The organism is Streptomyces panaciradicis (assembly GCF_023516615.1).
GTDB classification, from domain to species: Bacteria; Actinomycetota; Actinomycetes; order Streptomycetales; family Streptomycetaceae; genus Streptomyces; species Streptomyces panaciradicis.
This window is the reverse complement of sequence record NZ_JAMGBF010000118.1, coordinates 1-26,683: the sequence shown is the minus strand read 5'-3', so window position 1 is coordinate 26,683 and position 26,683 is coordinate 1. Positions and strand designations below refer to the sequence as shown.

23 protein-coding genes are annotated in these 26,683 nt (G+C 73.1%); 7 read left to right on the top strand and 16 right to left on the bottom strand.

Features of this window, described 5'->3' with window-relative positions; all coding sequences use genetic code 11:
• Positions 1–89: 89 nt before the first annotated feature.
• Positions 90–845 carry an enoyl-CoA hydratase/isomerase family protein gene (locus M8J74_RS32155; protein WP_249839818.1) on the top strand — a complete coding sequence of 252 codons (756 nt, stop codon included), beginning with the start codon at positions 90–92 and terminating at the stop codon, positions 843–845.
• Here the strand turns inward: M8J74_RS32155 and M8J74_RS32150 are convergent.
• Positions 817–1,467 (bottom strand): DJ-1/PfpI family protein, encoded by a 651-nt coding sequence (locus M8J74_RS32150; RefSeq protein ID WP_249839817.1) that lies wholly within the window; start codon positions 1,465–1,467, stop codon positions 817–819. The two genes, M8J74_RS32155 and M8J74_RS32150, sit on opposite strands and share 29 nt — an antisense overlap.
• Before the next feature lie 23 nt (positions 1,468–1,490).
• Entirely contained in the window at positions 1,491–2,477 is a 987-nt protein-coding gene (locus M8J74_RS32145; protein ID WP_249839816.1) for a GlxA family transcriptional regulator, read from the bottom strand.
• 140 nt (positions 2,478–2,617) lie between these two features.
• Between M8J74_RS32145 and M8J74_RS44630 the strand changes: the two genes are divergently transcribed.
• Together M8J74_RS44630 and M8J74_RS32140 are read left to right on the top strand one after the other, a co-directional pair.
• Positions 2,618–2,749 (top strand): LPFR motif small protein, encoded by a 132-nt coding sequence (locus M8J74_RS44630; RefSeq protein WP_268257645.1) that lies wholly within the window; start codon positions 2,618–2,620, stop codon positions 2,747–2,749.
• A gap of 102 nt (positions 2,750–2,851) precedes the next feature.
• Positions 2,852–5,239, top strand: coding sequence for a Tex family protein (locus M8J74_RS32140; protein WP_249839815.1), 2,388 nt, complete (start codon positions 2,852–2,854; stop codon positions 5,237–5,239).
• A gap of 55 nt (positions 5,240–5,294) precedes the next feature.
• Here the strand turns inward: M8J74_RS32140 and M8J74_RS32135 are convergent, their stop codons facing one another.
• Positions 5,295–6,935 (bottom strand): ABC-F family ATP-binding cassette domain-containing protein, encoded by a 1,641-nt coding sequence (locus tag M8J74_RS32135; protein WP_249839814.1) that lies wholly within the window; start codon positions 6,933–6,935, stop codon positions 5,295–5,297.
• A gap of 38 nt (positions 6,936–6,973) precedes the next feature.
• Positions 6,974–7,996 (bottom strand): oxidoreductase, encoded by a 1,023-nt coding sequence (locus M8J74_RS32130; RefSeq protein ID WP_249839813.1) that lies wholly within the window; start codon positions 7,994–7,996, stop codon positions 6,974–6,976.
• A 66-nt stretch (positions 7,997–8,062) separates the two neighbouring features.
• Between M8J74_RS32130 and M8J74_RS32125 the strand changes: the two genes are divergently transcribed.
• Positions 8,063–9,019 (top strand): FAD-dependent oxidoreductase, encoded by a 957-nt coding sequence (locus tag M8J74_RS32125; RefSeq protein WP_249839812.1) that lies wholly within the window; start codon positions 8,063–8,065, stop codon positions 9,017–9,019.
• A 16-nt stretch (positions 9,020–9,035) separates the two neighbouring features.
• On the opposite strand, the gene M8J74_RS32120 is transcribed toward M8J74_RS32125, so the two are convergent.
• Positions 9,036–10,991, bottom strand: coding sequence for a Xaa-Pro dipeptidyl-peptidase (locus M8J74_RS32120; RefSeq protein WP_249839811.1), 1,956 nt, complete (start codon positions 10,989–10,991; stop codon positions 9,036–9,038).
• A 200-nt stretch (positions 10,992–11,191) separates the two neighbouring features.
• Here M8J74_RS32120 and M8J74_RS32115 point away from each other — a divergent pair, with 200 nt between their 5' ends.
• Positions 11,192–12,679, top strand: coding sequence for a M1 family metallopeptidase (locus M8J74_RS32115; RefSeq protein WP_249839810.1), 1,488 nt, complete (start codon positions 11,192–11,194; stop codon positions 12,677–12,679).
• Between the two features lie 15 nt (positions 12,680–12,694).
• Here the strand turns inward: M8J74_RS32115 and M8J74_RS32110 are convergent, their stop codons facing one another.
• On the bottom strand, positions 12,695–13,597 hold the full coding sequence (locus M8J74_RS32110; protein WP_249839809.1) for an adenosine kinase: 903 nt from the start codon (positions 13,595–13,597) through the stop codon (positions 12,695–12,697).
• A gap of 335 nt (positions 13,598–13,932) precedes the next feature.
• Here M8J74_RS32110 and M8J74_RS32105 point away from each other — a divergent pair, with 335 nt between their 5' ends.
• Complete coding sequence (locus M8J74_RS32105) at positions 13,933–14,658, top strand: MerR family transcriptional regulator (RefSeq protein WP_249839808.1); 726 nt, start codon at positions 13,933–13,935, stop codon at positions 14,656–14,658.
• A 10-nt stretch (positions 14,659–14,668) separates the two neighbouring features.
• On the opposite strand, the gene M8J74_RS32100 is transcribed toward M8J74_RS32105, so the two are convergent.
• The 6 genes from M8J74_RS32100 to M8J74_RS32075 form a co-directional block, all read right to left on the bottom strand.
• Positions 14,669–16,003, bottom strand: a complete 1,335-nt coding sequence (locus M8J74_RS32100) for a glycoside hydrolase domain-containing protein (protein WP_249839807.1) — start codon at positions 16,001–16,003, stop codon at positions 14,669–14,671.
• A 106-nt stretch (positions 16,004–16,109) separates the two neighbouring features.
• Positions 16,110–17,738 carry a thiamine pyrophosphate-binding protein gene (locus M8J74_RS32095; protein WP_249839806.1) on the bottom strand — a complete coding sequence of 543 codons (1,629 nt, stop codon included), beginning with the start codon at positions 17,736–17,738 and terminating at the stop codon, positions 16,110–16,112.
• A 143-nt stretch (positions 17,739–17,881) separates the two neighbouring features.
• Positions 17,882–20,056 carry a 3-hydroxyacyl-CoA dehydrogenase NAD-binding domain-containing protein gene (locus M8J74_RS32090; protein ID WP_249839805.1) on the bottom strand — a complete coding sequence of 725 codons (2,175 nt, stop codon included), beginning with the start codon at positions 20,054–20,056 and terminating at the stop codon, positions 17,882–17,884.
• A gap of 41 nt (positions 20,057–20,097) precedes the next feature.
• Positions 20,098–21,312, bottom strand: a complete 1,215-nt coding sequence (locus M8J74_RS32085; RefSeq protein WP_249839804.1) for an acetyl-CoA C-acetyltransferase — start codon at positions 21,310–21,312, stop codon at positions 20,098–20,100.
• A 44-nt stretch (positions 21,313–21,356) separates the two neighbouring features.
• Positions 21,357–22,499 carry an acyl-CoA dehydrogenase family protein gene (locus tag M8J74_RS32080; protein WP_249839803.1) on the bottom strand — a complete coding sequence of 381 codons (1,143 nt, stop codon included), beginning with the start codon at positions 22,497–22,499 and terminating at the stop codon, positions 21,357–21,359.
• On the bottom strand, positions 22,496–23,626 hold the full coding sequence (locus M8J74_RS32075; protein ID WP_249839802.1) for a CaiB/BaiF CoA transferase family protein: 1,131 nt from the start codon (positions 23,624–23,626) through the stop codon (positions 22,496–22,498). Before M8J74_RS32075 ends, M8J74_RS32080 begins: the two co-directional genes overlap by 4 nt.
• A 203-nt stretch (positions 23,627–23,829) precedes the next feature.
• Here M8J74_RS32075 and M8J74_RS32070 point away from each other — a divergent pair, with 203 nt between their 5' ends.
• Complete coding sequence (locus tag M8J74_RS32070) at positions 23,830–25,008, top strand: saccharopine dehydrogenase family protein (protein WP_249839801.1); 1,179 nt, start codon at positions 23,830–23,832, stop codon at positions 25,006–25,008.
• Between the two features lie 22 nt (positions 25,009–25,030).
• Here M8J74_RS32070 and mmpA read toward each other — a convergent pair whose 3' ends face one another.
• The 4 genes from mmpA to M8J74_RS32050 all read right to left on the bottom strand — a co-directional run.
• Positions 25,031–25,183, bottom strand: a complete 153-nt coding sequence (gene mmpA, locus M8J74_RS32065) for a morphogenic membrane protein MmpA (protein WP_203237637.1) — start codon at positions 25,181–25,183, stop codon at positions 25,031–25,033.
• 75 nt (positions 25,184–25,258) lie between these two features.
• Positions 25,259–25,963, bottom strand: coding sequence for an endonuclease V (locus tag M8J74_RS32060; protein WP_249839800.1), 705 nt, complete (start codon positions 25,961–25,963; stop codon positions 25,259–25,261).
• A 49-nt stretch (positions 25,964–26,012) separates the two neighbouring features.
• Positions 26,013–26,351 (bottom strand): plasmid stabilization protein, encoded by a 339-nt coding sequence (locus M8J74_RS32055; RefSeq protein WP_249839799.1) that lies wholly within the window; start codon positions 26,349–26,351, stop codon positions 26,013–26,015.
• 71 nt (positions 26,352–26,422) lie between these two features.
• Positions 26,423–26,683: beta propeller repeat protein (locus tag M8J74_RS32050; protein ID WP_505016713.1), on the bottom strand; the 261-nt coding region annotated here is incomplete at its 5' end.

The following is a 26,683-nucleotide window of genomic DNA, read 5'->3' as shown; positions in this document are numbered from 1 at the left end:
GCGAGTATCGAGCACTTGCGACCCCTTTTTGCGCGATACGGGTTCACCCGCGATCGTTCCGGTCGGACACGGCGGTTAGCATCCGGCCCATGGAGCCCCAGCTGCTGCACGGCGTGACCGACGCGGTCGCCACCGTCGTCATCCACCATCCGGCCAAGCGCAACGCCATGACGGCCGCGATGTGGGCGGCCCTGCCGCCGCTGCTCGACGGCCTCGCCGCCGATCCGGGCGTCCGCGCGCTCGTGCTGACCGGAGAGGGCGGGACCTTCTGCGCCGGCGCCGACATCTCCACCCTGCGCGGATCACCGGAGGAGGCGCAGGGGCTCGCGGTGCGGGCCGAGGAGGCGCTGGCCGCCTTTCCCAAGCCGACGCTGGCCGCGATCCGGGGGCACTGCGTGGGCGGCGGGTCGCAGCTGGCGGCGGCCTGCGATCTGCGCTTCGCCGAGGAGGGCGCGCTGTTCGGGGTGACGCCGGCGAAGCTCGGCATCGTCTACCCGGCCTCCTCCACCCGCCGCCTGGTGTCGCTGGTGGGGCCGGCCGCCGCCAAGTACCTGCTGTTCTCCGGCGAGTTGATCGACGCCGGGCGGGCGCTGCGCACCGGCCTGGTGGACGAGGTGCTGCCCGAGGGCGAACTCGCCAAGCGCGTCGCGGAGTTCACCCGGATCCTGGCCTCGCGCTCCCAGCTCACCCAGGCCGCCGCCAAGGAGTTCGCCGACGGCCGCACCGACCGGGACGCCCACTGGACGGAGCAGATGCGCGCCGGCGAGGACACCGCCGAGGGCGTCGCCGCCTTCCTGGAGCGCCGCCCGCCCCGGTTCACGTGGGCTCTTCCCGGCCGAGGATGAACCGGCTGCGCGAGCGCAGCAGCTCCACGACGTCCGCGGGCGCCTTCTGCGGGGCCCCGGCGTCGTAGGGCGGTTGCGGGTCGTACTCGATGCCCAGCTGCACGGCCTGGGCCACGAAGTCGCCGGCGATCCGGCCCACCAGGGCGAGCCCCATGTCGATGCCGGAGGACACCCCGGCGGCGGTGACGTACTTGCCGTCGGTCACGACCCGCTCCCCCGTCGGCTCGGCGCCGAAGCGCTTCAGCTCCTCCAGGGCCAGCCAGTGCGAGGTGGCCCGGCGGCCCCGGAGCAGGCCCGCCGCGGCGAGCAGCAGGGAGCCGGTGCACACCGACGTCGTCCAGGCGCTCGTGGCGTCGGCGGCGCGGATCCAGTCGAGCAGCGCCTCGTTGTCCATCTGCCCGGTCTGGCCGGGGCCGCCGGGCACGACCACGACGTCGGGGCGCGGCACCTCGGCCAGGGTGCGGTCGGCGGTGAGCGCCAGGAGAGCGTTGTCGGTGCGGACCGGGCCGGTGCGTTCGGCGACGAACACGGTCTCGGAGTCCGGCAGCCGGCCGAGGGTCTCGTACGGCCCCACGGCGTCGAGGGCGGTGAAGCCGTCGAAGAGGACGATCGCGATCTGCATGGTTCCCCCTGGGTTCGGTCGGTTCAGTGGACGGGCGTGGGGCGGAATCTGCGCCGGTACTCGGCGGGCGCGGTGCCGAGGGTGCGCACGAAGGCGCGGCGCATCGCCTCCGGGGTGCCGTAGCCGCAGGCGCGGGAGATCTCCTCGACGCCCCCGGCGGTGTCCTCCAGCAGGCGCCGGGCGTGTTCGAGGCGGACGCGGTCGACGTAGCGGCCGGGCGTCGTGCCGGTCTCGGCGTGGAAGGCGCGGGCGAAGTGGCGGGGCGAGAGGCGGGCGCGGGCGGCCAGCGCCTCCACCGACAGGTCGGCTCCCGGGTGTTCACTGATCCTCCCCCACTGCCCTAAAGGCGTGGGAGGTGCCCCCAGCTGCACCTCGCGCAGCGGCTCGCGCCGGGCCGTCTGCGCGGTGAGCTGGGCGCTGAACTGGGCCTGGTTTCCCGGCCGGCGCAGGAAGACCACCAGGTGGCGGGCGACGGAGAGGGCGACGTCCCGGCCGGTGTCCTCCTCGACGAGCGCGAGCGCGAGGTCGATGCCGGAGGTCACGCCGGCCGAGGTGGCGAGGTTGCCGTCGCGGACGAAGATGGGGTCCGGGTCGACCTCCACGGACGGGTGGTCGCGGGCGAGCCGGGCGCACACCGACCAGTGGCTGGTGACCCGGCGCCCGTCCAGCAGGCCCGCCTCGGCGAGCAGCAGCGCCCCGCTGCACACGGAGACCAGCCGCACGGCCCGCGGGCCCTGCTCGCGCAGCCAGTCCACCAGGCCCGGGTCGGGCCGCCGGGTGCCCTCGCCGCCCGGCACCAGCAGGGTGTGCGCGGCCGGCGCGTCGGCGAAGGAGTGGTCGGGCACCAGGGTCAGGCCGCTGGAGGTGCGTACGGGCCCGCCGTCCGCGGTCACGGTGCGGATCCGGTAGGTGCCCGGGCGGTGCCGCTCGGCGCCGTTGAAGACCTCCACCGGGCCCGAGACGTCGAGGCTCTGCACGCCGTCGAAGAGGACGGCCAGCACGGTTCGCATGTCCCCATCGTCGGGAGCCCGCGCGATGGCCGCAATGACGGGCACCCCACCTTTCCTGCCCTGCCGAGGTGGAAGACGCGCACGTCGGGGTACCAGGAGGTTCCCGGTCACCGCGGCCGGGAGAGGAAAGGGGAAGTTCCGTGTTCCGTGCGATAGCCGACGTCCTGCGCCAGATCGGTGGCGCGGTCGCCACCGTCGTGACCCTGCCCTTCCGGGCCCTGGCCCGGCTCTTCGGCGGAGCCTCCGGCTCCGCGCGCGGTCACCGGGCCTGACCCCTGCACGTCCCGGCCCGCCGAAGCCGCCCTTGATCCCCGGGTGTCGGTGTCACCTGCCACAATTGCCGCGCAACCTCAGTGAGAAGGCGGTACGGGATCGTGACCACACCCGGGTCTCTGGCAGCAGGGTCCATCGAAGGCAGGATCGCCGAGGAGCTCGGCGTACGGGAGCGGCAGGTCAGGGCTGCCGTGGAGCTGCTCGACGGCGGTTCGACGGTGCCCTTCATCGCCCGCTACCGCAAGGAAGCGACCGAGATGCTCGACGACGCGCAGCTGCGCACGCTCGAGGAGCGGCTGCGCTACCTGCGGGAGCTGGAGGAGCGGCGGACCGCGATCCTCGACTCGGTGCGCGAGCAGGGCAAGCTCACCGAGGAGCTGCAGGCGCGGATCCGGGGCGCGGAGACCAAGGCCCGCCTGGAGGACATCTACCTGCCGTTCAAGCCGAAGCGGCGCACCAAGGCGCAGATCGCGCGCGAGGCGGGCCTGGAGCCGCTGGCCGAGGGGCTGTTGGGCGACCCGACGGTCGAGCCCCTCGCCGCGGCGGCCGCGTTCGTCGACGCCGACAAGGGGGTCGCGGACCCGCAGGCCGCCCTCGACGGCGCCCGGGCGATCCTCACCGAGCGGTTCGCGGAGGACGCCGACCTCATCGGCGAGCTGCGCGAGCGCATGTGGGTGCGCGGGCGGCTCGCCGCGAAGGTGCGCGAGGGCAAGGAGGAGGCGGGCGCCAAGTTCGCCGACTACTTCGACTTCACCGAGGCGTTCACCGAGCTGCCCTCGCACCGCGTCCTGGCGATGCTGCGCGGCGAGAAGGAGGAGGTCCTCGACCTCGTCCTGGAGCCGGAGGAGCCGACCGACGGGCCCTCGTCGTACGAGGCGATCGTCGCGTCCCGGTTCGGCATCGCCGAGCGGGGCCGGCCCGGCGACAAGTGGCTGACGGACACGGTCCGCTGGGCCTGGCGCACCCGCATCCTCGTCCACCTCGGCATCGATCTGAGGCTGCGGCTGCGGACGGCCGCCGAGGACGACGCCGTCCAGGTGTTCGCCGCCAACCTGCGCGACCTGCTGCTCGCCGCCCCCGCCGGCACGCGCGCCACGCTGGGCCTGGACCCCGGGTTCCGCACGGGCGTCAAGGTCGCCGTGGTCGACGCGACCGGCAAGGTGGTGGCGACGGATGTCATCCACCCGCACGTGCCGGCCAACAGGTGGGACGAGGCGATCGCCAAGCTGGCCCGGCTGGCCGAGGAGCACGCGGTCGAGCTGATCGCGATCGGCAACGGCACGGCGTCCCGCGAGACCGACAAGCTCGCCGGTGAACTCATCACCAAGCACCCGGAGTTGAAGCTCACCAAGGTGATGGTCTCCGAGGCCGGCGCCTCGGTGTACTCGGCGTCCGCGTTCGCCTCGCAGGAACTGCCCGACATGGACGTGTCGCTGCGCGGCGCGGTGTCGATCGCGCGCCGGCTGCAGGACCCGCTCGCCGAGCTGGTGAAGATCGACCCCAAGTCGATCGGTGTCGGCCAGTACCAGCACGACCTGTCCGAGGTGAAGCTGTCGCGTTCGCTGGACGCGGTGGTGGAGGACTGCGTGAACGGCGTGGGTGTCGACGTCAACACGGCCTCGGCGCCGCTGCTCGCGCGGGTCTCCGGCATCACCTCCGGCCTCGCCGAGAACATCGTGGCGCACCGCGACTCCAACGGCCCGTTCACGTCCCGTACCGAGCTGAAGAAGGTCGCCCGGCTCGGTCCCAAGGCGTACGAGCAGTGCGCGGGCTTCCTGCGCATCCGCGGCGGCCAGGACCCGCTGGACGCCTCCAGCGTGCACCCGGAGGCCTACCCGGTCGTACGGCGCATGGTGAAGACGTCCGGTCAGGAGGTCGCGTCCCTCATCGGCAACACGGGCGTGCTGCGCTCCCTGCGGCCGGACGACTTCGTGGACGAGACGTTCGGACTGCCGACCGTCACCGACATCCTCAAGGAGCTGGAGAAGCCCGGACGCGACCCCCGCCCGGCGTTCAAGACGGCCACCTTCAAGGAGGGCGTGGAGAAGATCTCCGACCTCGCCTCCGGGATGGTCCTGGAGGGCGTGGTCACCAACGTGGCCGCCTTCGGGGCGTTCGTGGACGTCGGTGTGCACCAGGACGGCCTGGTGCACGTCTCGGCGATGTCGAAGACGTTCGTCAAGGACCCGCGGGACGTGGTGAAGCCCGGCGACATCGTCAAGGTGAAGGTGCTGGACGTCGACATCCCGCGCAAGCGGATCTCGCTGACGCTGCGGCTCGACGACGAGGCGGCCCCGCAGGGGCAGCAGGGCGGCGGGGGCGAGCGCCGGCAGCGCGGCGGACGCCCGCCTCAGCAGCGGCAACAGCAGCAGCGCCAGGGCGGTGGCGGACGTCAGGGCGGCGGCGGGCGCCAGGCCGCTCCCCCGGCCAACGGCGCGATGGCGGACGCCCTGCGGCGGGCCGGGCTGCTGGACCAGAAGAAGCGCTGACCGCGGCGGACGCGGGCCGGACGGCTCCGGCCCCGCGTCCGGCCCCGCGGGCGGGTCAGCGTTCGGTCACCTTGCCGTCGGCGACCTCCAGCCGGCGGGTGACGTGGACCGCGTCCAGCATGCGGCGGTCGTGGGTGACGAGGAGGAGGGTGCCCTCGTAGGCGTCGAGGGCGGACTCCAGTTGCTCGATGGCCGGCAGGTCGAGGTGGTTGGTGGGCTCGTCCAGGACCAGCAGGTTGACGCCGCGGCCCTGCAGCAGTGCCAGGGCGGCGCGGGTGCGTTCGCCGGGTGACAGGGTCGCCGCCGGGCGCAGCACGTGGTCCGACTTCAGGCCGAACTTGGCCAGCAGGGTGCGGACTTCGCCCGGCTCGGTGTCGGGGACGGCGGCACAGAACGCGTCCAGCAGGGCCTCGGTGCCGTGGAACAGCTTGCGGGCCTGGTCGACCTCGCCGACCAGGACGCCGGAGCCGAGGGCGGCCGCGCCCGCGTCCAGGGGGACGCGGCCGAGCAGGGCGGCGAGCAGGGTCGACTTGCCCGCGCCGTTGGCGCCGGTCACCGCGACCCGGTCCGCCCAGTCGATCTGCAGCGAGACCGGGCCGAGGGTGAAGCCGCCGCGCCGCACCTCGGCCTCGCGCAGGGTGGCCACGACGGCGCCCGAGCGGGGGGCCGACGCGATCTCCATGCGCAGTTCCCACTCCTTGCGGGGTTCCTCGACGACCTCCAGGCGTTCGATCATGCGCTGGGTCTGCCGGGCCTTGGCGGCCTGCTTCTCGCTGGCCTCGCTGCGGAACTTGCGGCCGATCTTGTCGTTGTCGTTCGCCGCCTTGCGGCGGGCGTTCTTGACGCCCTTGTCCATCCAGGAGCGCTGCATCTGGGCCCGGTCCTGGAGGCCGGCGCGCTTGTCGGCGTACTCCTCGTAGTCCTCACGGGCGTGCCGGCGGGCAACCTCGCGTTCCTCCAGGTAGGCCGCGTAGCCGCCGCCGTAGAGGGTGATCTGCTGCTGGGCGAGGTCGAGTTCGAGGACCTTGGTGACGGTGCGGGTGAGGAACTCGCGGTCGTGACTGACGACGACGGTGCCGGCGCGCAGACCGCCGACGAAGCGTTCGAGGCGCTCCAAGCCGTCCAGGTCGAGGTCGTTGGTCGGCTCGTCGAGGAGGAAGACGTCGTAGCGGGACAGCAGCAGGGAGGCGAGGCCCGCCCGGGCCGCCTGGCCACCGGACAGGGACGTCATCGGCTGGTCGAGGTCGACGGCCAGGCCCAGGGAGTCGGTGATCTCCTCGGCCCGCTCGTCCAGGTCCGCGCCGCCGAGGTCGAGCCAGCGCTCCAGACTCGTCGCGTAGGCGTCGTCGGCGCCGGGCGCGCCGTCGACCAGCGCCTGGGTGGCCTCGTCCATGGCCCGCTGGGCCTCGGCGACGCCGGTGCGGCGGGCGAGGAATTCACGGACCGTCTCGCCGGGGCGGCGCTCCGGCTCCTGCGGGAGGTGGCCGACGGTCGCCGACGGCGGGGAGAGCCTGAGCTCGCCCTCCTCCGGGGCGAGGAGCCCGGCGAGCATCCTCAGCAGGGTGGACTTGCCCGCGCCGTTGGCGCCGACGAGTCCGATCACGTCGCCGGGCGCGACGACGAGGTCCAGGCCGGAGAAGAGGGCGCGGTCGCCGTGTCCGGCGGCGAGGTTCTTGGCGACGAGAGTGGCAGTCATCAGGTCGTCGATCCTAGCGGCCGTACCCCCCGTGGCCGTCAGCGCGGCATCGCCTCCACCAGCACGCTCCCGGCCGTGCGGGCCACGACGTAGGACTCGCCCTTGCGTGCCTTGGCGTCCAGGGCGATGCGGTGGCGGCCCGGTTCGAGGAGGCCGTCGAAGACCTCGTGGGTGTGGGTGCGGTACAGGCGGTCGAGGCGGTACGCGGTCAGCCGCACCCGGCACGGCGAGGTGACCTCGACGCCCGCCTCGCCGTCGGCCGCCACCAGCCGGGTGAGGCGGCGCTGCTCGGCGGGGCTGCGGTCCAGGGCGTGTTCGATCTGGGCGACCAGCAGGGGCACGATCGGGGCGAGCCCCTCGACGTACGCGACCTCGATGCCGGCCCGGTCGAAGGATCGGCGTACGGCGGCGCGTTCCTCCGCGGTGACCGCGCGGCCGAAGGCGACGGCGCCGTAGGCCCGCAGCTCCTCGGCGGGCACGCCGTGCGCGTCGTGGGCGATGTCGGCGCCGATGCCGATGGTGCGCAGGGCGGCGGCGAGCTTGGCGAGCAGGGCGACTCGGGCTCCGATGAGCAGGACGCGGCGCCGCGCGGACGGGGTCCCGCCGTCGAGGAGGGCGGCCAGCGCGGCGCGGTACTCGGTGCCGCGGAACCGGAACGGCCCTATGCCGTGGTAGCCGTTGAGCTCCAGGTCGGCGTGTTCGTCGGTCTGCCAGGCGAAGTCCCGCCAGACGAAGTCCCCGCCGTCCCGGTCGATGACCGCGGTGACCGCGCCGCACGCGAGGTCGGCGCACTCGGGGCAGCCGTAGATGACGTGCCGGCCGTCGGGCAGCGGGGCGTCCGTCTCCAGGAGCAGGCCGCGGACGTGCTCGGTGAAGATCGCGGGCGGGATGTCGGAGGCGAGCGGGGAGACGGCGTCGAGGTCGGAGAGCTGGAACAGCAGCGGGCGTCCGTCGACGAGGAAGTCCACGAAGTCCCGGTGCACCTGGTGGTCGCCGTTGGCGAGGAGTTCACCGGCGCGCATCGCCGGTGCCAGGCCGAAGGTCGCGTACTCGGCAGGCATGCGTCGAGTATTCCCGCAGTGGGGGCGGTCTGCGCACGGCATGGGACATTCCGCTACGGTCCGGGCGTGGAGAGTGCAGCGAACAACGATGTCGTGGTGGTCGGCGGCGGGGTCATCGGGCTCTCGACCGCCGTCGTCCTCGCCGAGCGGGGGCTCCGGGTGCGGGTGTGGACGCGGGATCCGGTGGAGCGGACCACCTCGGTGGTCGCGGGCGCCCTGTGGTGGCCGTACCGCATCCGGCCCGCGGCGGCGGCGCGCGCGTGGGCGCTGCGGTCGCTGGACGTGTACGAGGAGCTCGCGTCGCGCCCGGAGGTGACCGGCGTACGGATGGTCGAAGGCGTAATGGGCGAGACCGCCTTGGACGAGGACGTGGCGTGGGCGGCCGCCCGGCTGCCGGACCTCAGGGCGTCGACGGCCGAGGAGTACGCGGGCTGGGGGCTGTGGGCGCGGCTGCCGCTGGTCGACATGGCGGCCCATCTGCCGTACCTGCTGAAGCGGTTGGTGCGGGCGGGCGGCGTGGTCGAGGAGCGCGCGGTGGGCGGCCTCGCGGAGGCGGACGCGCCCGTCGTGGTCAACTGCACCGGGCTGGGGGCGCGGCAGCTGGTGTCGGACGCCGCGGTACGTCCCGTGCGCGGTCAGTTGGTCCTGGTGGAGAACCCGGGGATCCGTACCTGGCTCGTCTCCACCGGCGCCGACGGGGAGATGGCGTACTTCTTCCCGCAGCCGGGGCGGCTGGTGCTGGGCGGCACCGACGAGGAGGACGTGTGGTCCACCGAGCCGGATCCGGCGGTGGCCGAGGCGATCGTACGGCGGTGTGCGGCGCTGCGGCCGGAGATCGCGGGCGCGCGGGTGCTGGGGCACCGGGTGGGTCTGCGGCCGGCCCGGGACGCGGTGCGGCTGGAGCGGGAACCGCTGCCGGACGGGCGGGTGCTGGTGCACAACTACGGGCACGGCGGAGGCGGTGTGACGGTCGCGTGGGGCTGTGCGGAGGAGGCGGCCGGGCTGGTGGGCCCGGCCGCCTGAGCCGCCGCTCGCCGGATCAGCCGACTCGGGCGTCTCCGGGGACGCGCAGTGCCCCTCTCGGGTCGCCCACGCCGGTCGGGCGGGTGACCGGAGCGAGCGTGGGCGCCGTGCCGGAGGTCGCCCGCGCGAAGGCCGGGGCGCCGCCGAGGAGCGGGACGCGGGCCGAGGTGCGGGAGAGGTCCAGGGTGAGCGTCGGCTCGTCGGCGGGCGGGTCGACGAGGTCCTTGTCGGTGCCCGCGACGATCAGCGCGAGGCGGTGGCCGGCCGGGACGACGTGGTCGGTGGCCGCGAGGTCGACGGTGATGGTGTACGCCTTGCCCGGGGTGAGCGGGACGCCCTTGCCGGGTGAGGCGTAGGTGCCGAGGTCGGCCCAGCCGCGGCTGAACACCGTGTAATCGACGTGGGCCGTCTTCGCCGCGGTGTTCTTGAAGCAGGCGCTGTCCCCCGGGGTGCTCGCGCCCCAGCAGCTGCGGTCGGTGAGGGTGGTGATGCCCTCGCCCGCGTCGGCGTAGTCACGGATGGTGTCGGGGCCGAGGTCGACGAGGACGGCGGAGAGGTGGGCCGTCGCGGTGGTCGGGGTCGCGGTGACCGTCACCTTGGAGGAGCCGGACAGGCGCAGGTCGTGGCTGAGGGGCCGGGTGACGAAGCCGGCCTTGTCGGACGTCGGCGTGTCGATCCGCGCGGCCCAGTCGGTCTCGCTGTGGCTCGGGTCGTCGGTGAAGGTCTCGGTGCCGGAGGCGGGGGTGAGGCCGAGGGTGCCGACGCCGGCCTGGGCCCCGCCGGCCGGGCGCAGGGTGGTGGCGGCCGTGCCCCGGGGCGGCCAGACCTTGGAGGTGACCCACTGGTCGGGGTGGCGCTCGATGTCGGCCATGGGCTCGCGGTCGACGCCGTTGTCGTAGCCGAGGAGTTCGTGGTCGAACCAGCGGTGCAGGGTGTCGACCCAGGCGCCGCGCCGGTAGTCGAAGGGGTCGACGTGACCGGTCTGGGAGAGCCAGATCTTCCGCTCCACCCCGTGCCGGGCGAGGGCGTCCCACCACTGGCCGAGGTGCTTGGTGCGGACGTTGAGGTCCTGCATGCCGTGGACCAGGAAGACGCTGGCCCGCACCTTGGCGGCGTCCTTGACGTAGTCGCGCTCGGTCCAGAAGGGGGTCCAGTCGCCGGTGCGCGGGGCGCCGTCGGCGATTCTCCGCTGCACGGCGGCGCACCTGGCGCGGGCGTCGGGGCTGTCGACGTAGTCGCTGAGCCAGTCCGGGCCGGAGTCGTAGAGGTCCGCGCCCTGCTGGAAGTAGTAGTCGTACCAGGAGGAGATGCCGCTGATCGGGACGATCGTCCTCAGGCCCTTGACGCCGGTGGCGGCGACGCCGTTGGCGATGGTGGCGTCCCAGCTCTTGCCGATCATGCCGGTTCTGCCGTTGGTCCAGTCCGCCTCGGCGCGTGTGTTCCCGGTCCGGGTGGTGTACGCCTTGCCACGGCCGTTCAGCCAGTCGATCACGGCTTTGGCGGACCGGATGTCGGAGCGGCCGCCGACGTCCACGCAGCCGTCGGAGCGGTTGGTGCCGGCGAGGTCGACGCCGACGAAGGCGTAGCCGCGCGGGACGAAGTAGTTGTCGTAGAACAGCGGCATCTGCACGACGTGGCCGGCGGTGTCGTACGTCTTCTTCTGGCTCTCGTTGCCGCGGCCGCAGCAGGAGTAGTAGGGGCTGGCGTCCATGATGACGGGGATCTTGCGGTGCTGCCGGGCGGGTTCGCGGGGGCGGACGATGTCGGCGGCGACCCGGTCGGTCTTCCCGTCGCCGTCGAGTCCGGTGTCCACCCACACGGCCTCGCGGATGGCGCTGGTGTACGAGTAGACGGGCCTGCTCTCGCGCGGGGCGCCGTGGGCCACCGCCGGGGTGAGGAAGGCGGCCATGAGGACGGCGACGATCACCGTCGCGAGCGGTCTCCAGGTCGTGAAGCGCGTGCGTGTCGGCATGCGCGGGACGCTACATCGGTCAACTGCCGTGCAAAAGAAGGCGCGTCGGAGGCGGAGGTGGCGTGTGCGGTCCTACGGTCCGGTCGGTTCATGAAGGCCGAATGGCGATGGTGTGACAGGGGAGGCGGTGGACACACCCGGAGCCACAGGGACTGAATAGGCTTCGAACAGACTTCGTCCCCCTACGACTTGGAGTCTTGGTGCACCCCAGAATCCTGGCGCCGGGCGCACTCGCCGCGGCCTCCCTGCTGCTGGCGATCCCGGCATCGGCGGCGAGCCTCTCCCCCGGCGCCCCGGGTATCGGCGACCCCTACTACCCGGACTACGGCAACGGCGGCTACGACGTCTCCCACTACGACCTGCGTCTGAAGTACCAGCCCGCGACCGACGAGTTGGAGGGCACGGCGACCATCCTGGCGAGGACCACACAGGACCTGTCGAGCTTCGACCTCGACTTCCTGCTGGACGTCAGCGAGGTGCGGGTCAACGGCGCGGCGGCCGCCTTCACGACCTCCGGCCAGCACGAACTGGTGGTCACGCCGAAGACCCCGCTGCCCAAGGGCACGTCCGTCACCGTGGTCGTCCGCTACAGCGGGGTGCCGTCCACGAAGAGCGCGTACGGCTTCAGCACCTGGCACCGCACCCCGGACGGGGCGGTCGCGGCCGACGAGCCCGAGGCGGCCTGGTGGTGGTACCCGAGCAACGACCACCCGCTGGACAAGGCGACCTACGACGTGTCGGTGGCCGTGCCCGACGGCACCCAGGCGCTCTCCAACGGCACGCTTCAGTCGACGAGTTCGAAGCTGGGCTGGACGCGGTACAACTGGCGGGAGAACAAGCCGCAGGCGACCTATCTGACCACGCTGGCCGTCGGGAAGTTCGACATCACCACCGGCACGTCGGAGGGCGGCGTGCCCGTCGTCAACGCCTACAGCAAGGACCTCGGCGACAACGACGGGGCCGCGCGGGCGAGCGTGGAGCGCACCGGTGAACTCGTGGACTGGCTCAGCGGCTACTTCGGGCCGTACCCGTTCGCCTCGGCCGGCGGCTACGTGCCCAACACGACCACCGGGTACGCGCTGGAGACGCAGACCCGCGTGTACTACAGCCCGAAGCAGTTCGCGAACGGCTCCAACACGTCCGTGGTCGTGCACGAGCTGGCCCACCAGTGGTACGGCGACAGCGTGTCGCTCAAGGGCTGGAAGGACATCTGGATCAACGAGGGCTTCGCGCGGTACGCGCAGTGGCTGTGGTCCGAGCACGAGGGCGAGGGCACGACGCAGGAGCTCGCCGACTACGTGTACGCCTCGCATCCGGCCGACGACGCGTTCTGGACGGTGAAGCCGGGCGACCCCGGGCCGGACGACCAGTTCGACATCGCCGTCTACGACCGGGGGGCGCTGGCCATCCAGGCGCTGCGCAACGAGGTCGGTGACGATGCGTTCTTCGCCATTCTCAAGGGCTGGCCGCAGGAGCACGCGTACGGCAACGCCTCGGTCGCCGACTTCCGGGCGTACGCCGAGCGGGTCTCCGGCAAGTCGTTGGCGGCGCTGTTCGACACCTGGCTGTTCCAGCCGGTGAAGCCTGCGGCGCCCGCCGCGAGGACGGCGGCGATCACCGGGAAGGCGGGTGCGGTCGCGCGGCCGAAGTCGTGGAAGAGGATCGCCGCGACGAACGACGTGCACTGAGCCACACCCCGCCTCCTACAGCTCGGCCGCCCTGGCGAGCAGCTCCTCCCGGCCGATCGGCTCCGCCCGGGTCGAGGGGACCGTGCAGGCGTGGGCGCCCGCGACGGCGCCGTACAGCGCGCAGCGCCGGGGCGTCTCACGGTTGAGCCAGCCGTGCAGGAACGCGGAGACGAAGGCGTCGCCCGCGCCGTTGGAATCGACCACCGGCGAGGGCGGCGCCACGGGCGGCACGTGGGTCAGCTCGTCGTCGGCGAGCAGGAAGGCGCCCTTCGCCCCGGCCATCGCCACGACCACCTCGGCGCGGCCGCGCTCGGTGACGGCGCGCATCGTCCGCTCCGGGTCGGTGAGGGCGGCGGCGGAGACGAAGACGATGTCGGCGGCGTCGGCGAACGCCTGGTGGTAGGGGTTCTCGCCGTCCCAGTCGTGCAGGTCGGTGGAGAGGGTCACGCCGCTCTCGCGCAGCGCGGGCAGGGCCTCGGCGCACGGCTGCGTGATGGACACGTGCGCGTGCCGGCTCGCCGCGGCCAGCTCGCGGACCACGTCCTCCGGGAGGCGGTCCGTGCCGCGGGTGCGGCTGGAGTCGTACAGGGACAGCCGGCGGCCGTCGGGGCCGACGAGGTTGACGGCGCGCTTCGTCCCGGCGGGGTGCGGGATCGCGGTGAGCGGGATGCCGTGGTCCCGGTGCAGGGCGCGGACCAGGTCGCCCTCGGGGTCGTCGCCGAGCAGGTCGAGATGGTGCACGCGCAGGCCGAGGGCGGCCAGCCCGAGCGCGACGAAGTCGCCGGTCTGTCCGGCGCGGGTGCGGATGCCTTGCTCGATCGGGTAGCTGTCCGCGTACGGCAACGGCAGCTCCGGCACGTACACGATGGTGTCGACCCCGGCCCCACCCAGCACGAGCACGTCGTTCTCGCGACTCACGTTCCGCCCTCCCCATGGTCGTGGACGGTGACGGCGACGCCCCGCCCCTCCAGCAGCCGAATGATCAACGGCCCGACACCGGAGACTAACCGCCCGCCTCCCCCGGCAAAACGGCCCCCTCCGGCCGTCAGGCGAAATACGGCAGGAGCGCCCCTCCGCGGGGTGGCCAGGCCGATGATGAGGAGGGTCTTTCGGCCGGCCTCGGGGGCGTTCCAGATGAGGGTGATCGTGGTCGGTTCCGTGACGGGGCTGCCGGGGAGGCGGAAGGCGGGGCGATGATCACCCAGCGGCCGCCGAGGTTTCGCAGTACTGGTGTGACAGCGATACTGCTGCACATGACGACCGACACCGACAGCGCCACCGGGGAGCCGACGCTCACGATCGACGAGCTGGCCGCGCGGGCCGGCATCACGGTCCGCACGGTCCGGTTCTACGGCACCAAAGGGCTCATCCCCCCGCCGGTGATCGGTCCGCGCCGGGTCGGCCACTACGGGCCCGCGCACCTGGCCCGGCTCAACCTGATCGAGGAACTGCAGCACCAGGGCATGACGCTGGCGGCGATCGAGCGCTACATGGAGCAGCTGCCGGCCGACCTGAGCCACCACGACCTGGCGATCCACCGGGCCGTCGTGGCCTCCTGGGCGCCGGACAGCGTGGAGACGGTGACCCCCGAGGAGCTGCGGCGCCGGGCGGGGCGGGCGCTGAGCGAGGAGGACGTCGAGCGGCTGACCGCGATGGGCATGGTGCGGCGCGAGGGGGACGCCTTCCGGGTGGACTCGGGGCTGCTGCGGCTGGCCGTGCAGCTGCTCGACGTGCCGCTGTCGCAGGAGGCGATCCTCGCGGCGCGCGAGGTGATGATCGAGCACTCCCGGGCGGCGGCCCGCGAGCTGTCCCGGCTGTTTCGCAGCGAGGTGTCCGAGCGGACCGAGGAGGACGTGAAGTCCCTGTCCGCGCACATGCAGCCGATCGTGGTGCAGGCGCTGCTGACCACGTTCCAGCGGTCGCTGAAGGAAGAGGTGCACCAGTGGCTGGCGGCTCCCGAGGAGGGCCGCCCCGCCTGACACCCGGGTGTCAGCAGCGCGGGACCGGTTTGCTGTACGTCGTGGTGCTGGGGGTCGCCACGTAGTGGTCGGAGAGGTAGTGGCCGTTGTCGAGGCGGTCCCAGATCTTCGTCGTGCCGACCGTCGTGCCGGTGCGCTGGCAGGTGACCCAGGCGAGCGCGCCGTTCGGTGAGGTGCCGACGGCGGTGTAGCCGGAGCCGGGGCCGCTGCGTTCGGTCAGGCCGCTGGTGGCGGTGACCTGGTAGGGGTAGGTGCAGCGGGGCAGCGGGGAGCTGTAGCCGGTGTCGGACGGGGTGCTGACGTAGTGGTCGGAGACGTAGGCGCCGTTGGTGAGCCTGTCCCACACCGACGTGGTGGCGACCTTGGCGCCGGGGGCCTGGCAGAGGATGTTCAGGGTCGTGCCGGGGGCGTAGGTCGCGGCGACGGGGTAGCTCGTCGAGGGACCGGTGCGGGCGTTGAGGGCGGTCGTGCTGGTCACCTTGTAGGGGTGGGCGACCGTGGCGACGGGAGCGTCGAGGCGGTCGGTGTCGATGTTGAGGGTGACGCCGCCGTAGGTCTCGTCGTGGCCGCCGCGGAACTGCTTGGCGCGCTGGTGGACGGCCCACTTGGAGTCGGTGACGCCGCTCCAGCCCTTGAGCGAGTCGACCCCGTCGTAGCGCGCGATCCACAGGGCGTCCGGGCGCGCGTAGGCGGTGGAAGTGTAGGCGGCGGCGAGTTGCCCCGCGCCGAGGTTGAGGTTCATGTAGACGCCGGACACCCAGCCGACGCGGTGCAGTTCCTTCGTCCAGGCGGAGAGGTAGGACAGCACGGCCGTGCGGCACGTGGTGTCCGTCTGGCTGTAGTTCTCGATGTCGTTGTACAGGGCGCTGCCCGGCCGCATGCCGAGTGCCTTCGCCGCGGTGACCGCCTGGGTGGCGGCGGCGGTGCCCTGCGAGCGGGCGGTGGCCGGCGTCGTGCTGATCTTGTCGTCGGTCGGACGCGCTCCGCAGGGCGGCTGCAGGCCCTTGTGGATGGGCAGCAGACGCCATTTCAGCTGCGACACGGAGGCCACCCAGGAGGCGGTCAACTGCGGCTGGGCACAGGTGCGGTTGACGCCGGAGACGTAGACGCCGAGGGCGCGGTACGGCGAGGCGTTCCAGGCCTGCACGGACGCGAGCGGCGGTGCCGTACAGGTGTCGAAGGCGAGTCCCGAGTAGCGGGTCGCGCTCGCACCGGAGGGGTAGGCGACGGAGGTGGCGGGTTCGGCGGCGGCCGCCGGGGCGAGGGCGAGGGCGGCCGCGCCGGTCAGGAGGCAGGCGGACGACAGGACGAGCAGTCTTCTGGGGACGGTGCGCTGATGTGGCATGACGGCCCTCCGGGCGGCTGTCAGTTGATGTGCCGTCAGCGTGGACGCGGTCCCGGTGCGCTGCCATGGGCCGACCGGCCCCCCGCCCGGGCCGGCCCGGCCCCGCTCAGGACCGCACGGGTACGTCGATCAGCAGCGGCCCGGTCAGCCGCCCCGCCCCCGCGACCAGTTCACGCACATGCTCGGCGCTCTCGGCCCGTACCGCGTCCACCCCGAAGAACCGTGCCGCCTGCGTGAAGTCCAGCTCGCCCAGGTCCGTGCCGGGGCAGACGCCCTGACCGCCCATCGCCCGGTAGGTCTCCTGCACGGTCCGGTAGGCGCCGTTGCCCATCACCACGAACAGCACGGGGGAGCGCTGCCGGGCGGCGCTCCACAGACCCTGCAGGCCGAACAGGGTGGAGCCGTCGCCGAGGACGGCGACCACGGGGCGGCCGGGTTCGGCGAGGGCGCGGCCGACGGCGGCGCCGATGCCCCAGCCGAGGCCGCCGCCGACGGTGTGGGTGTAACTCCCGGGGCGGTCGAGGCGGACGAGACGGCGGAGCAACAGGCCGACGGTGATGGCCTCTTCGACGACCACGGCGTCCGGGGGCAGGCCGCGGGCGACGGCGTGGGCGGCGGCCCAGGGGGCGAGCGGGGCCGTGGAGCAGGCGGCGCGGGCGGCGGACTCGTCGCGCTCGCGTTCGGCGGCGTGGCGTTCACCGGCGCGCAGCGTGCGGGACTTGGCGGTGTGGGCGGGGACGTGGTCCCGCAGCAGTTCCGAGAGCCGGTCCAGGGAGGGGGCGAGCGCCCCCACCAGGCCGATCTCCGCGGGGAAGTTGCGGCCGATCTCGTCCGGGTCGGAGTCCAGCTGGACGACCCGCAGGCCGGGCGGCAGCGGCGGACCGGGCGTGTAGGCGTGCGGGGTGAAGGCGTGCGCTCCGACGATCAGGACGGTGTCGTACGCGGCCAGGGCGGCGCGGACGGCGTCGTGACGGGGCGGCAGCATCCCGGCGTACAGGGGGTGCGTGGTGGGGAAGTCCAGGCAGTCCGCCATGGGCTGGTGGTGGACGACCGCCCCGCAGGCCTCCGCCGTGCGCACCAGCTCGGCCAGGGCGCCCTCGCGGCCCACGCCGTCCCCGGCGACGATCGCCGGGCGGGCGGCGCCGCCGAGCAGGGACGCGGCCCGTTCGAGGCCGGCGGCGGGTCCGGCGGGCGGCACGGGGGTGCGGGCGGGGACCTCGACCTCGGTGTCCTCGGTGAGCAGGTCCGTGGGCACGGACAGGAACACCGGGCCGGCGGGCGGGCGTACGGCCAGGGCGAAGGCGCGGCGCAGGGCGAGCGGCAGGTCGTGGGCGTGCTGGACGTCGTACGCCGCCTTCACCGCGGGCGTGGCGAGGCCGATGAGGTCGCCGGAGAGCATGGGGTCCTGCTGGAGGTGGCGGCGGTCCTGCTGACCGGCCGTCACCACGAGCGGGGTGCGCGAGCGGCGGGCGTTGAGCAGGCCGATGAGGCCGTTGGCGAGACCGGCGGCGATGTGCAGGCTGACGAAGGCCGGGCGGCCGGTGCCGCGGGCGTAGCCGTCGGCCATGGCGACGACGGAGCCCTCGTGGACGCCGAACACGTACTCGGGGGCGCCGGGCGTGTCCGAGAGGGCGGCGAGGAAGGGGAGTTCGGTGGTGCCGGGGTTGCCGAAGACGCGGTCCACGCCCTCGTCGCGCAGGATGTCCAGGACGGCGAGGGCGGGACGGTATCCCATGAGGCTCCTCCGGGGACGGGACCGGGCTGACGGCTCGCGGGCCAGCGTGGGTGTCCCGGCCTGCGAGGGCAAGCGGGTCCGGTTCCCGACCGAAAGAAACCGGGCAGCGGCGCCGGAGGTACCGGCGCCGCCGCCCGGGTGCGCTACGCGTCCGCGAACCGCTCCCCCTGCTCGGCCTTGCGCACCAGCAGCGCGGGCGGCTCGAACCGCTCGCCGTAGCGCTCGGCCAGCTCACGGGCGCGGGCCACGAATCCGGGCAGTCCGCCGTCGTAGCCGTTGATGTACTGCAGCACCCCGCCCGTCCAGCCGGGGAAGCCGATGCCGAGGATCGACCCGATGTTGGCGTCGGCGACCGACGTCAGGACGCCCTCCTCCAGCAGGCGGACGGTGTCGAGGGCCTCGGAGAAGAGCATGCGCTCCTGCATGTCCGCGAACGGGATCTCGTGCCCCGGCTTGGTGAAGTGCTCGCGCAGTCCGGGCCACAGACCGGCCCGCTTGCCGGTCTCGTCGTAGTCGTAGAAGCCCGCTCCCCCGCTGCGGCCGGGGCGGTCGAACTCGTCGACCATGCGGTCGATGACGGCCTCCGCGGGGTGCGTCGCCCAGGTGCCGCCGGCCTCCTCGACGGCCCGCCGGGACTCGTTGCGGATCTTGCGCGGCAGGGTGAGGGTCAGCTCGTCCATCAGGGAGAGCACCTTGGCCGGATAACCCGCCTGGGCGGCCGCCTGCTCGACGGACGCGGGCTCGACGCCCTCGCCGACCATGGCGACGCCCTCGTTGATGAAGTGGCCGATCACCCGGGAGGTGAAGAAGCCGCGGGAGTCGTTGACGACGATCGGGGTCTTGTTGATCTGCCGGACCAGGTCGAAGGCGCGTGCGAGGGCCTCGTCGCCGGTCCGCTCGCCCTTGATGATCTCGACCAGCGGCATCTTGTCCACCGGCGAGAAGAAGTGCAGGCCGATGAAGTCGCTCTGGCGCTCGACGCCCTCGGCGAGCGCGGTGATCGGCAGGGTCGAGGTGTTGGAGCACAGCAGCGCGTCCGGCTCGACGATGTGCTGGATCTCCTGGAAGACCTTGTGCTTGAGCTCGGGGTTCTCGAAGACGGCCTCGATCACCGCGTCGCAGCCGGCCACCTCCTGCGGGTCGGCGGCCGGCGTGATGCGGGCGAGCAGCGCGTCCGCCTTCTCCTGGGTGGTACGGCCCCGGGAGACGGCCTTGGCGCACAGCTTCTCCGAGTAGCCCTTGCCCTTGACGGCCGCCTCCAGGGAGACGTCCTTCAGGACGACGTCGATGCCGGCGCGGGCGCAGGAGTAGGCGATGCCCGCGCCCATCATCCCGGCGCCGAGGACGGCGACCTTGCGGACCTTGCGGTGCTCGATGCCCTTGGGCCGGTTGGCGCCGGAGTTGACGGCCTGGAGGTCGAAGAAGAAGGCCTGGATCATGTTCTTGGAGGTCTGGCCGGCGGCCAGCTCCACGAAGTACCGGGCCTCGATGACCTGGGCGGTCTCGAAGTCGACCTGGGAGCCCTCGACGGCCGCGGCGAGGATGTTGCGCGGGGCCGGGTAGGGGGCGCCGTTCGTCTGCTTGCGCAGGTTGGCGGGGAAGGCGGGCAGGTTGGCCGCGAACTTGGGGTGGGCGGGGGTGCCGCCCGGGATGCGGTAGCCGGGCCTGTCCCAGGGCTGCTGCGACTCGGGGTGGGCGTCGATGAACGCGCGCGCCTTGGCGAGCAGTTCGTCCTGGGTGGCGGCCACGTCGTCGACCAGGCCGTTCTGCAAGGCCCGCTGCGGGTTGTACTGGGTGCCCTGGAGCAGGACCTTCAGCAGGGCGTCGGCGATGCCGAGCATGCGGACGGTGCGGACGACGCCGCCGCCTCCGGGGAGCAGGCCGAGGGTGACCTCGGGGCAGCCGATCTTGGAGCCGGGGGCGTCGAGGGCGACGCGGTGGTGGCAGGCGAGCGCGATCTCGTAACCGCCGCCGAGGGCGGCGCCGTTGATCGCGGCGACGACCGGCTTGCCGAGGGTCTCGAGGCGGCGCAGGTTGCGCTTGATGGCCATGCCGCCGTCGAAGAGGTCCTGCGCGGTCTCGGGGGTGACCCGGATGAGGTCGCGCAGGTCGCCGCCGGCGAAGAAGGTCTTCTTGGCAGAGGTGACGATGACGCCGCGGATGGAGTCCTTCTCGGCCTCCAGGCGGTCGGTGATCACGGCCAGGGAGTCGCGGAACGCCTGGTTCATGGTGTTCGCGGACTGGTTCGGGTCGTCGAGGACGAGGGTGACGACGCCGGTGCGGTCCTGTTCCCAGCGGATGGTGGTGCTCTCGGTCATGAGGGGGTCTCCGTTGAAGTCTCGTGTGGCCGCTGGGGTGTTCAGACGCGCTCGACGATCGTGGCGATGCCCATGCCGCCGCCCACGCAGAGGGTCGCGAGGCCGTACCGCTTGTCCTGGCGCTCCAGTTCGTCGACGAGCGTGCCCAGGATCATCGCGCCGGTCGCGCCGAGCGGGTGACCGAGCGCGATGGCCCCGCCGTTGACGTTGACCTTGTCCAGGGACAGGCCCATGTCCCGCGCGAAGCGCAGGACGACCGCCGCGAAGGCCTCGTTGATCTCGACGAGGTCGATGTCGTCGATGGTCAGGCCGGCCTTGGCGAGGGCCTTGCGGGTGGCGGGGGCGGGGCCGGTGAGCATGATGGTGGGCTCGGAGCCCGAGACGGCGGCGGAGACGATCCGCGCGCGGGGGGTGAGGCCGTAGCGCTCGCCGATCTCCTTCGTGCCGATCGCGACGAGCGCGGAGCCGTCGACGATGCCGGAGGAGTTGCCGGCGTGGTGGACGTGGTCGATCCTCTCGACCCAGTGGTACTTCTGCAGGGCGACGGCGTCGAAGCCGCCCAGGTCGCCGATGTCCGCGAAGGACGGCTTGAGCTTGGCCAGCGAGTCGGCGGTGGTGCCCGGGCGCAGGTGCTCGTCGTGGTCGAGGACGGTCAGGCCGCTGCGGTCCTTCACCGGCACGACGGAGCGGTCGAAGCGGCCCTCCTTCCAGGCGGTGGCCGCGCGCTCCTGCGACAGGGCGGCGTACTCGTCGACGTCCCGGCGGGAGAAGCCCTCGATGGTGGCGATCAGGTCGGCGCCGATGCCCTGCGGCACGAAGTTGGTGGCGAGGTTGGTCATCGGGTCGTTGAACCAGGCGCCGCCGTCGGAGGCCATCGGCACCCGGGACATGGACTCGACGCCGCCCGCGAGGACGAGGTCCTCGAAGCCGGAACGCACCTTGGCGGCGGCCATGTTGACGGCTTCCAGGCCCGAGGCGCAGAAGCGGTTCTCCTGCACGCCGGCGACCGTGTCGGGCAGGCCCGCGGCGATCGCGGCGATGCGGGCGATGTCGGAGCCCTGGTCGCCCACGGGGCCGACGACGCCGAGCACGATGTCGTCGATCGCGGCCGGGTCGAGGCCCGGGAAGCGGCCGCGGAGTTCGTGGATGAGTCCGACGACCAGGTCGATGGGCTTGGTGCCGTGCAGGGCGCCGTTCGCCTTGCCGCGGCCGCGCGGGGTGCGGATCGCGTCGTACACGTACGCTTCGGTGCTCACTGGGAGGCCTTTCGAGGGTGAGGGTCGGGCCGGGCGGAAGGACGTCAGCCGAGCAGGGAACGGCCGATGATCTCCTTCATGATCTCGGTCGTACCGCCGTAGATGGTCTGGATGCGGCCGTCGACGAAGGCCCTGGCGACGGGATATTCGCTCATGTAGCCGTATCCCCCGTGCAGTTGGAGGCAGCGGTCGGTGACCCGCTTCTGCAGTTCGGTCGCCCACCACTTGGCCATCGAGGCGTGCACGGCGTCGAGCGCGCCGTTCGCGTGCTCTTCTGTGCAGCGGTCGAGGAAGGTGCGGGTGACCGCGCATTCGGTGGCCATCTCGGCCACCTCGAAGCGGATGTGCTGCTTGGTGGCGAGCGGCCGGCCGAAGGCCTCGCGCTCCTTGACGTACGCGGTGGTGATCTCCAGCAGGTGCTCGGCGGCGGCGATCGCGGAGACGGCGATGCTCAGGCGCTCCTGCGCGAGGTTGGTCATCAGGTGGACGAAGGCGCCGTTGAGCTCGCCGAGGAGGTTCTCCTTCGGCACCCGCACGTCGTGGAAGAACAGCTCGGCCGTGTCCTGCGCCTTCTGGCCGATCTTGTCGAGGTTGCGGCCGCGCTCGAAGCCCTGCATGCCCCGCTCGACGACGAGCAGCGACAGCCCGTGCGCGCCGCCCTCGGGCGTCGTCCGTGCGACGACGATCACCAGGTCGGCGAGGATGCCGTTGGAGATGAACGTCTTGGAGCCGTTGAGGACCCAGTGGTCGCCGCGGTCCTCGGCGTGGGTGCGGATGCCCTGCAGGTCGGAGCCCGCGCCCGGCTCGGTCATGGCGATGGCGGTGATGATCGAGCCGTCGCAGAAGCCCGGCAGCCAGCGCCGCTTCTGCTCGTCGGTGGCCAGTGAGGTGAGGTAGGGGCCGATGATGTCGTTGTGCAGGCCGAGGGCGAGGCCGGGCGCGCCCGCGCGCGTGAACTCCTCCGCCAGTACGGCGCTGTAGCGGAAGTCGTCGGTGCCCCCGCCGCCGTACTCCTCGGGCACGGCGAGGCCGAGCAGGCCCTGCTTGCCGGCCGCGCGCCAGGCCTCGCGGGAGACGACGCCGTCCTTCTCCCACTGCTCGTAGTACGGCAGCACCTCCCTGGCCAGGAAGGCGCGCACGGTCTCCCGGAACGCGTCGTGCTCGGGGGCGAAGATCTGCCGCTTCATTCGAGGCCCTTCAGGAGGTCGGGTACGTCCCAGTCGCGTGCCACGCCCGCGGTGTCGGCGCCCGGCCGGGCGGGGCCGGTGCGCACGGCGGTGGGGGTCGCGGAGAAACGGGGTGCGGGGGCGGGCTGGGTGATGCCGCCGTGGTCGGTGAAGGTGCCGCGGGCGGCGAGGTGCGGGTGGCCGGGGGCCTCGGCCAGGGAGAGCACGGGGGCCACGCACGCGTCGGAGCCGTCGAAAAGGGCCGTCCACTCGTCCCTGGTGCGGGAGGCGAAGCGGGCCGCGACGGCCTCGCGCAGCTCGCCCCAGCGGGTCCAGTCCTTGCGGGCGCCGGCGTGCTCCGGCAGGTCCAGGAGGGTGACGAACTCGTCGTAGAACTGGGGCTCCAGGGGGCCGACCGCCATGTAGCGGCCGTCGGACGTGGCGTAGGTGCCGTAGTACGGGCAGCCGCCGTCCAGGAGGTTGGCGCCGCGCCGGTCCTGCCAGCCGCCGGCGGCGAGCATGCCGTGGATCATCGCGGAGAGGTGGGAGGTGCCGTCGACGATGGCGGCGTCGACGACCTGGCCGGTGCCGGTGGCGCGCGCGTGGTGCAGGGCGGCCAGCACGCCGACGACGAGGTAGAGGGAGCCGCCCGCGTAGTCGCCGAGGAGGTTGGCGGGGACGGCCGGCGGCCGGTCCGGTTCGCCGATCATGCCGAGCGTGCCGGTGAGGGCGATGTAGGCGATGTCGTGGCCGGCGCGCTGGGCGAGCGGGCCGTCCTGGCCCCAGCCGGTCATACGGCCGTAGACGAGCGCGGGGTTGCGGGCGTGGCAGTCGGCGGGGCCGACGCCGAGGCGCTCGGCGACGCCGGGGCGGTAGCCCTCGATCAGGACGTCGGCGCGGGCGGCCAGGTCGAGGACGCGTGCGGGGCCGTCGGCGGCCTTGAGGTCGACGACGACCGAGCGCTTGTTGCGGTTGGTCACGTCGAAGGCGGGGTCGATCGCGAGGCCGGGGCCGCCGGGGCGGTCCACGCGGACGACGTCGGCGCCGAGGTCGGCCAGGAGCATCGCGGCGAAGGGGCCGGGCCCGATCCCGGCCAGCTCGACCACGCGCACGCCGGTGAGCGGCCCCTGCCCTGGCGTCGTCGCCATCCGGCCCCCAGACTGATCCCATGGGTATGACACAACTGATGTAACACCAGTGATGCTATGAACCTGTCCCGATGAGCACAAGACCCGGACGAGCAAGCGCTTAGCCAATTATGGTGAGGGCGCGCCACCCGGCGCCGGGGCCCGGCACACCTCAAGCTAGCCTCGGCGACCGACAACGGCGCGCGCAGCGGACAAGAGGTGTCATGAGCAGGCTGAACAGGACGGACCGTCCGTACGACATCGTGCTTTTCGGAGCCACGGGTTTCGTCGGGACGCTCACCGCGCACTACCTCGCCGCCAACGCGCCCGAGGGGCTGCGCTGGGCGATCGCCGGCCGCAGCGAGCGCAAGCTGCAGGAGCTGCGCGAGCGGCTGCCGGGCGGCGAGAAGACCGGCGTGCTGACGGCCGACGTGGCCGACCCCGCCTCGCTGCGCGAACTCGCCGAGCACGCGCGCGTGGTGGCCACGACCGTGGGGCCGTACGTGACCTACGGCGAGGACCTCGTCGCCGCCTGCGCCGACACCGGGGCCGACTACCTCGACCTCACCGGCGAGCCGGAGTTCGTGGACCTGACCTACGTGCGGCACGACGCACGCGCGCGGGAGACGGGCGCGCGGCTGGTGCACGCGTGCGGGTTCGACTCGGTCCCGCACGACCTGGGCGCGTACTTCACCGTGCGGCAGCTGCCCGAGGGCGTGCCGCTGAGGGTGGACGGGTTCGTCACCGCCGACGCCACCTTCTCGGGCGGTACGTTCGCCTCGGCGCTCAACCAGTTCTCCCGGCTGCGGCCGATGCTGGCCGCCGAGCGGGACCGGCGCCGCCACGAGCCGCGCCTGGTGGGCCGGCGGGCCGCCGCGCCGACCGGTGCGCCGCGGTTCGCCAAGGAGGTCGGTGCCTGGGCGCTGCCGCTGCCGACCATCGACCCGCAGATCGTGCACCGGTCCGCGAAGGCGCTGGAGCGCTACGGCCCGGACTTCCGCTACCGGCACTACGCGGCGGTACGGCACCTGCCCGTCGCGGTGGGCGGGGCGGCGGCCATGGGCGCACTGGTCGCGGCCGCCCAGCTGCCGCCCGCCCGGCGCTGGCTGTCGGACCGGCTCAAGCCCGGAGACGGGCCGGACCCCGAGAAGCGCGCCAAGAGCTGGTTCACGGTCCGCTTCGTCGGCGAGGGCGGCGGCCGGCGCGTCTTCACGGAGGTCGCGGGCGGCGATCCCGGCTACGACGAGACGGCCAAGATGTTCGCCGAGTCGGCCCTGTCCCTGGCCTTCGACGACCTGCCGCCGACGTCCGGTCAGGTCACCACGGCGGTCGCGATGGGCGACGCCCTGACCGACCGCCTGCGCCGCGCTGGCATCACCTTCCGGGTGGCGGCGAGCCGGTGACCCGGAACGGCCCGTCCGGGCCCTACAGCGACCAGCCGGCCACCGTGTAGATCATCCCGCCGATCCAGCCGAGCCCGGCCAGCACGGCGAGAACGAGAGCGGCCGTCACGGCCCGCTCGACGGGCCGGTTCGGATCGGCGAGGGGCTTGGGGGCACGGGCGCGATGCGTCGTCATGGGCCCCACCCTGCCGACAGCACCCACCCGCCCACATCCGTACAGGTACTCAGTACGGGTACTCAGACGCCTCTCTCACCCCTCCGTCGCCTCCCGCAGCGCCCTGCGGCACAGGGTGTCCGCTGTGCGGGTTGTTTCCGGGAGGCGGTAGGCGGGGGTCAGGGCGAGGACGTGGGCGCAGGCGTTGTCGAGGGTGGTGCGGTGGCCGACCGAGACGAACACCGGCTTGACGGATTCGCGGGTGCGCAGGGCGCGGCCGACCTCCTCGGGGCCGGCCTCGGTGTCCGCGAGGAGCGGGGAGGTGCTGCCGCGCGGGGCGGGCGGGTCGTCGTGGCGGAAGGTGAAGGGGTTCTTCGCGACGCCGATCGTCGGCAGGTCCGTCAGGACGCCCAGGTGGCTGGCGAGGCCGAAGCGCCGGGGGTGGGCGAGGCCGTAGCCGTCGCAGACGACCAGGCCCGGCGGGCACGGCAGGGCTTCGAGGGCGGCGAGGACGGTCGGAATCTCCCGGAAGGCGAGGAGTCCGGGGACGTAGGGGAAGGAGATGCGGCCGATCGCGGTGGCCTGCGCGACGACCCGCAGTGTCGCGGCGTCCAGGACGACGGCCGCGGCGGCCACGACGTCCCGCTCGTCGTCGTAGGCCACGTCGACGCCCGTGACGTGCCCGCTGCCGGGCGGCGGGCCGGGGGTGTCCAGTACGACCCGGGCGCGCAGTTCGTCCTGCACGGCCCGGGCCTCTTCCTCGGTCGCGGGCCAGCCCGCGGGAATGCGTACGGTCGTCATGATGGGGACGAGCGTACGGGTCCCGGCGAGCCGGCCCGGGCCCGGCGGGTCAGCTCTTCTTCGAGTCCAGCGCGCGCTGCAGCTGGTCCTTGTTCATGTGCGAACGGCCCTCGATGCCGCGCTGCTTGGCCTCGTTGTACAGCTGGTCGCGGGTCGGGCCCTGGGGGCCGGTCCGGTTGCCCGACCGCTGTCCGCCGCGCTTGCTCGACGACATGTCCTGCTTCGAGCTGCGGCTCGCTGTCTTCGACTCGCCGGACCGCGCGCGTTCCTTGTTGACCGTCCGCGCCGCGATCTCCTCGGCGCGCTTGGTGCTCTCCCCCCGGTCCTGCGCGCTCTCCTTGATGTGCTCGTACTGGCGCTCCCGCTTCGAGCTGGAACCTGCGGGCATGGTCGCTCACTCCTTTCGCGGTCGACGGCCGGCGCCGTCGGCGACCGGGTACCCGCATTCGGGCCCATGCGTCACCGTTCCAGGCGAGCCACCCGTCCCTTCTCGCCCGCCGCCCAGCAGCCGAGGTCCGCGGCGCAGTCCACGGTGTCGTACGAGCCCGTGTCGACGGTCCGCCAGGTCCGGCCGCCGTCCGTGGTGAGGTCGGTGCCGGTGGGGCCCACCGCGAGGGCGGCGGCGCGGCTGTGCGGCAGCCACGCGGCGCCGGAGCGGTAGGCGGGCGGGGGCGCCGCGGCCGGCCGCCAGGTGCGGCCGCCGTCGTCGCTGACCGCGGC